We start from the raw sequence: 4,684 nt of genomic DNA on the forward strand, positions 1-4,684 counted from the left end.
GGTCTCTGCCGACAAACACAACATTGTGCCGCTTTGCGTCCTCGTAAATATCCCCGGAAAGAAGAAAAGCCTCAACAAGCGTTTTGTTGAGACCTCGGCTTTCTGTGAGATATTGGATTGCTCTGTCGGCTGTCCTGTTGTGCAAGGGCAAGTGAAACGCTGTGTGCGGTGCTGTGCTGGCTTCGCTCTGTCCCTCACCGCTTTCGCCGGTTAAGAGCTGGACAGCTTCGGGAAAGGACTTGCCGTAAAACTCCATGACAAAATCAATGGGATAGCCGCCCTTGCTCTGGCTGTGTCGAAACCACTTGTTTCCCCGGACGGTCAGGCTGTCATGTTCTTTCCAGCGGTATTCTCGTCCGCTTTTGATAAGTGTCTCTCCCTGTGTGCGGAGAAAATCTTCCAGACTGACGGCGTTTGCCCGGTCAATCTGTGCTTGGGTATAATTCATCGGGATAGTTCCTCCTTTTTGTGTCGTGTTTGGGGTCGATTTTGGAGCTTTTGTTCCTCTGTGCGTTCGTTAAATCGGGCGGCAGTATCTACACATGACTTGACCTTCCAAAGGCGGTGTAAATCGTCTCTGACGGTCTTAAACTCGCCATAGGTGGTGTTGTGCACCTGTTCCAGCTCGTCATACTCTTCGGTCAGCTTTTTCATATCCACCTTACCGTCTGGGAACTCCCCGGTCAGCTTTCGTCTGGCGGCGTAGAACTGTATCAGTTCCGCTTCATGCTCTGCCTTGTACTTGGCTCTGGGCTTCTCAAACTTGATTTTCTGCAAGCCGTCATAGACAGGCTTCAAGCTCTGGAAAGCAGCGGAGCTGTCATAGAGCTGCTTAATTGCTTTCATTCGGGCGGTCTGTTCGTCCAGCGTTTTCTTCAAGCTCTCTGTGGCAGCACTGTGTTCGTTGACATGGCTTTCCAAATCTTCAAGGGTGTAAATGCCATTCTTCCGAAGATAATTGAAAGTCTCGTTCATCTCCTTTAGATTGCTGACCTTGCCTTTCTGGGAATACGCCCCGGCGTTGCGGCTGGTGTAATAGGCGTTCAGCAGAGAAACAAGGTTGGGTGCCTGTGGCTTGGCAAGCTCTGCTTTTGCTTCGGCAATCCAATCAAACAGGAGAGTGATTTTCTTCTTGATGTCCCGGATAACGGCATTGGTGGCTTTGATCCAGCGGTTGAACTCTCCCTTTTCGGTGCGGATACCTTTCTTCTCCATTGCCCGGACGGTTGCGCCCTCGTGGACGGTGGGAAGAAGCTCCACGCCCTGACGCTCATAGCTCCGGTGGTCGATACGAACATCAATACCTTTTTCCGCAAACTTGGCATTGCATAGCTCCGCCCATGTCTGCCGCCAGTATTCCAGCGTTTCGGGACTGCCCCAGTCGGTAGTGGGAACGGCGTTGAACACAAACTTTCCGTCTGCGTCTCGGATACGGTTGCCGTCCTCGTCCAGCTCATACACCCGGCGTTGCTTTAGTCCCCATTTGCCGTTCTGCTCGATGGGGCGGATAGGGCAAAGCACATGAAAATGTGGGTTTGGTATGCCGCCGTCCTCCCGGTCTGGCTGGTGTACGGCGAAGTCAACCACCATGCCACGGCTCACAAAGTTCTCCAATAAAAATTGCCTTGCAAGAGCGATGTTTTCCTCAAGGGAAAATTCATTCTGCAAGGCAATGTCAAAGCTGTATGCAAGCTGGGCGTTCTTACCACGCTCGGCTTTTTCCACGGCGTTCCACAAGGTCTGACGGTCTGCAAATTCCGGGGGAGCATGGGACGGCAAGAGAATGTCAGAGCAGATCACGCCGCCCTTGCGGGTGTAGTCGCTGTATTCGCCGTAATACTCGCTATACAATCGCTCCCCGGCTCGGTAGGCAGCAGAAGCGATAGCGGACTGTCCTGCGCTTCGCTTAGTCTGCGTGACACTCAGATGAAATAGTGCCATCGGCTTTCAACTCCTTTCCTCCGTTCGCTTTGTTGATGTGGGTAATCGCCATGTGACGGACGGCTCGCTGGACTTCGGACAGAGAAAAGATGTGTTCCATCAGCTCTGTCATTTCGGTGCGTGTCAAGTCCTTAACCTCCGGGGCAACGCTTTCCACCATGCCGCCCAGATTACAAAGGCGGTGGGTGCGTTTCTTGCGTTCGCCTTTCTCATAGTGTTTCTTCCTCTGTTCCAGCCTTTGGAGCTTGTGCTGTTCCTGAAGAAGCTGAGCTTCAGCTTGTTCTTTTTCGGCTCTAAGCTGGTCGAGGGTTTTCGTTTTTGCCATGTTTCATGACCTCCTTTTTTGAAAATGGGTATAAAAAAAGACCGCTGATTTTTTCACACGGTCATGTGTATCAACGGTCTGTTTTTTAGTATTCAGTTGCAATGATTATCTCACTTTAGTTTACGATACCAGCTATATAATCATAATCAATTTTTTCTGAAACCACCTTGTAAAAGAAAGGGTCTTTCCGAATAGTATCATCGGAATTGATGATAAAGTTATTCCAATCATCGGCTTCATTACCATCGGATAAATAAATGGTCATCTTAAAGCTATATCCAGAATAACCAACAGACGGCTTCGACCTTTTTAACTTGATTTCATTTAGATTTTCAATAATATGTTCGATTTGTGTCTCATCTGTGATGTGAGTTGCATTTCCAGTATTTCCATTGAATACGACAATTTCTATAACTTCATCATGTTCCAAATCCATCAAGTTAATAGGAACATTGTACCAGATACCAATCCCTACTGCGAGAACCGCTACAATAGTTAGTAACATTACCAATTTCCGTTTCATAATTATGCTTCTCCTTTTAGTTGGATTTTCAAAATCAAACTTGCTGGCGGCGAACAGCATTTCATGCTGTTTGCGGACGGCAAGTCCACAGGGGATAGCCGCATAAGCGGCGCAAGGGGGTGTAGCCACCTTGTCGAAACGAAGTGACGGAAACATTCGAGGTCAGGCAGTTTTCTTCTGCTGACAGAGAATGAAGCTCCGCAGGACGCACTACTCTCGACAGAGAGTATAGAAGTGCGCCCTTTAGTTCCTAAAGGGATTTTATCAGTTCGCCAAACAAGAAGTTGTTTTACTTGCGTTCCATAAATCCTACGATTGAAAAAATCAATCCTACAATCCCAATTCCGATAACGAGCAGCCCCATTCCTGATGAACAAAGAGAAATTATAATGGCAAAGAGTAGTATTGCAATACCTAATCCAATTTTCTTCATTGTAAATCCTCCTTTACAAATTTCGATTTATTGCTCAATTTTATATTCAAATTATACCATAAAACTTGTGAACAATTCTACCGCAACTTTGGAATATATGAGAAAAGCCCGAACAGTTTTCTGCCCGGACTTTCTCGCTCAATCATAAATCAATTCCGCTTTCACAATCTCCTCTGCCTGTGCCTTGCAAGCGTTCATCTGCCGCACCCATTCCATTTGGTTTTTGGCTTTTAGTTGCTCGGTCACGCCGTTTTGCTCTGCCAGTGACCGCACGATCAGCTCCATGCGGTTTCGTGCCGCTTCGTCAATCTCGGCGCAATGCTCAAAGAGCTTGTCGGATAGCACCAGCTCATTGAACAGTATCGGGCGGTGCATTTCCAGATACGCCTTGCGAAGTCTGCCATAGTGACCGATGGGCTTGGTCTTGCGGATAACGATGTTCGGGATAAGATAATCGCCGTTCCGTGTGTAAGTGATATTCATGCTGTTTGTACTCCTTTCATCGGCTCTCTCTGTGGTAAACTGCTGACCGGGACGAACACGCCCTTTGCAATGTCCTCTGCACGAATGGCGGCTTTCTTGGCTTCGATTTCCGCCTTTTTCCTCTCCTTGATTTTGTCCTCGTATCGCTTCTGCGCTCCGCTGGCTTTCCGCTTCAAGTAGTTCTGATGAAGCCTGTCCTTGCGTTCCTCACGCTTGCGGATTTCCTCTAATTCCTCCGGGGTAAGCTCCGCTTCTCCAAACGCCGGGGGAACGAATCGCCCAACAAAATTGAAGTAAATCTCGACCTCCTGTGTGGTCTGTATACTGCCTTTACGGTCACGCTCATGCACAAGGATTTTCTCGATAAACTCGTTGAGCATAGCAATGGTCAGCTTGTCGAAGTTCTCATACTTGTCAATCAGAGCGATAAAACGGTCAGCGTCCTTTTCGTGCTTCTCATAGCTCTTGACTGCCTTTTCCAGAGCAGAGATTTCAGCGGTAAGCTCGGTCTGCTCCTTTTCGTATTGAGCGTCCAGAGTGGCGTATCTGCTGTCGGACAGCTTTCCTAAAATGTTGTCCTCATAGATTTTACAGAGCAGGACTTCCAGTTCGGACACTCTCTGCTTTGCGGTGGCAAGGCGTATCCGCTGTTTCTTAACCTCTGCTGTCTGCTGGCTGGACTGCGCTTCCTGTACCACTCGGACAAACTCGGCTCGGTCATGCTTCGCATACTCGGCAATGGCTTTGAGCATTTCGGAAACAAGGGACAGTACCACATCTTCATTGATACGGTGCTGGGTCTTGCAGAGCTTTCCAACTGGGACTTTGCTGTATTGGGAACAGGTATATTGAGAAATACGCTTGCCGTTGTTGGTACGGTGGACATACATCTTGCCGCCGCAATCGGCACAATAAAGCAAGCCTGTGAGGGGAGCTGCTTCGCCCCAGCCGTCCGGGTAGCGTCTGACATTCCCACGGA

The 4,684-nt window shown here is 48.7% G+C and carries 7 protein-coding genes; all 7 read right to left on the reverse strand.

Annotation, left to right across the window (positions count from 1 at the left end; translation table 11 throughout):
• Window positions 1–448, reverse strand: a 448-nt coding sequence (locus NE609_RS16930; RefSeq protein WP_256153200.1) for a DUF3991 domain-containing protein, incomplete at its 3' end; no start/stop codon positions are given.
• On the reverse strand, window positions 445–1,941 hold the full coding sequence (mobQ, locus tag NE609_RS16935) for a MobQ family relaxase (RefSeq protein WP_196011093.1): 1,497 nt from the start codon (window positions 1,939–1,941) through the stop codon (window positions 445–447). The genes NE609_RS16930 and mobQ, both read right to left, overlap by 4 nt.
• Window positions 1,907–2,266: a DUF3847 domain-containing protein gene (locus tag NE609_RS16940; RefSeq protein ID WP_120120820.1), complete on the reverse strand. Its 360-nt coding sequence runs from the start codon at window positions 2,264–2,266 to the stop codon at window positions 1,907–1,909. The genes mobQ and NE609_RS16940 overlap by 35 nt, the downstream gene beginning before the upstream one ends.
• Window positions 2,267–2,381: 115 nt before the next feature.
• Window positions 2,382–2,789, reverse strand: coding sequence for a hypothetical protein (locus NE609_RS16945; protein WP_120120819.1), 408 nt, complete (start codon window positions 2,787–2,789; stop codon window positions 2,382–2,384).
• A 289-nt stretch (window positions 2,790–3,078) separates the two neighbouring features.
• Window positions 3,079–3,222, reverse strand: coding sequence for a hypothetical protein (locus tag NE609_RS16950; protein ID WP_173827554.1), 144 nt, complete (start codon window positions 3,220–3,222; stop codon window positions 3,079–3,081).
• A 138-nt stretch (window positions 3,223–3,360) separates the two neighbouring features.
• Complete coding sequence (locus NE609_RS16955; protein ID WP_118285557.1) at window positions 3,361–3,705, reverse strand: TnpV protein; 345 nt, start codon at window positions 3,703–3,705, stop codon at window positions 3,361–3,363.
• On the reverse strand, window positions 3,702–4,684 hold a 983-nt coding region (locus NE609_RS16960; RefSeq protein ID WP_256153201.1), incomplete at its 5' end, for a DUF4368 domain-containing protein. The genes NE609_RS16955 and NE609_RS16960, both read right to left, overlap by 4 nt.

It is taken from the genome of Anaerotruncus sp. DFI.9.16 (assembly GCF_024461615.1).
Lineage (GTDB): Bacteria > Bacillota > Clostridia > Oscillospirales > Ruminococcaceae > Anaerotruncus > Anaerotruncus massiliensis.

What these genes read in the sequence shown, in the direction of transcription:
- mobQ (WP_196011093.1), bottom strand. Translation starts at nt 1,941, where the DNA reads ATGGCACTATTTCATCTGAGTGTCACGCAGACTAAGCGAAGCGCAGGA.
- NE609_RS16940 (WP_120120820.1), bottom strand. Translation starts at nt 2,266, where the DNA reads ATGGCAAAAACGAAAACCCTCGACCAGCTTAGAGCCGAAAAAGAACAA.
- NE609_RS16945 (WP_120120819.1), bottom strand. Translation starts at nt 2,789, where the DNA reads ATGAAACGGAAATTGGTAATGTTACTAACTATTGTAGCGGTTCTCGCA.
- NE609_RS16950 (WP_173827554.1), bottom strand. Translation starts at nt 3,222, where the DNA reads ATGAAGAAAATTGGATTAGGTATTGCAATACTACTCTTTGCCATTATA.
- NE609_RS16955 (WP_118285557.1), bottom strand. Translation starts at nt 3,705, where the DNA reads ATGAATATCACTTACACACGGAACGGCGATTATCTTATCCCGAACATC.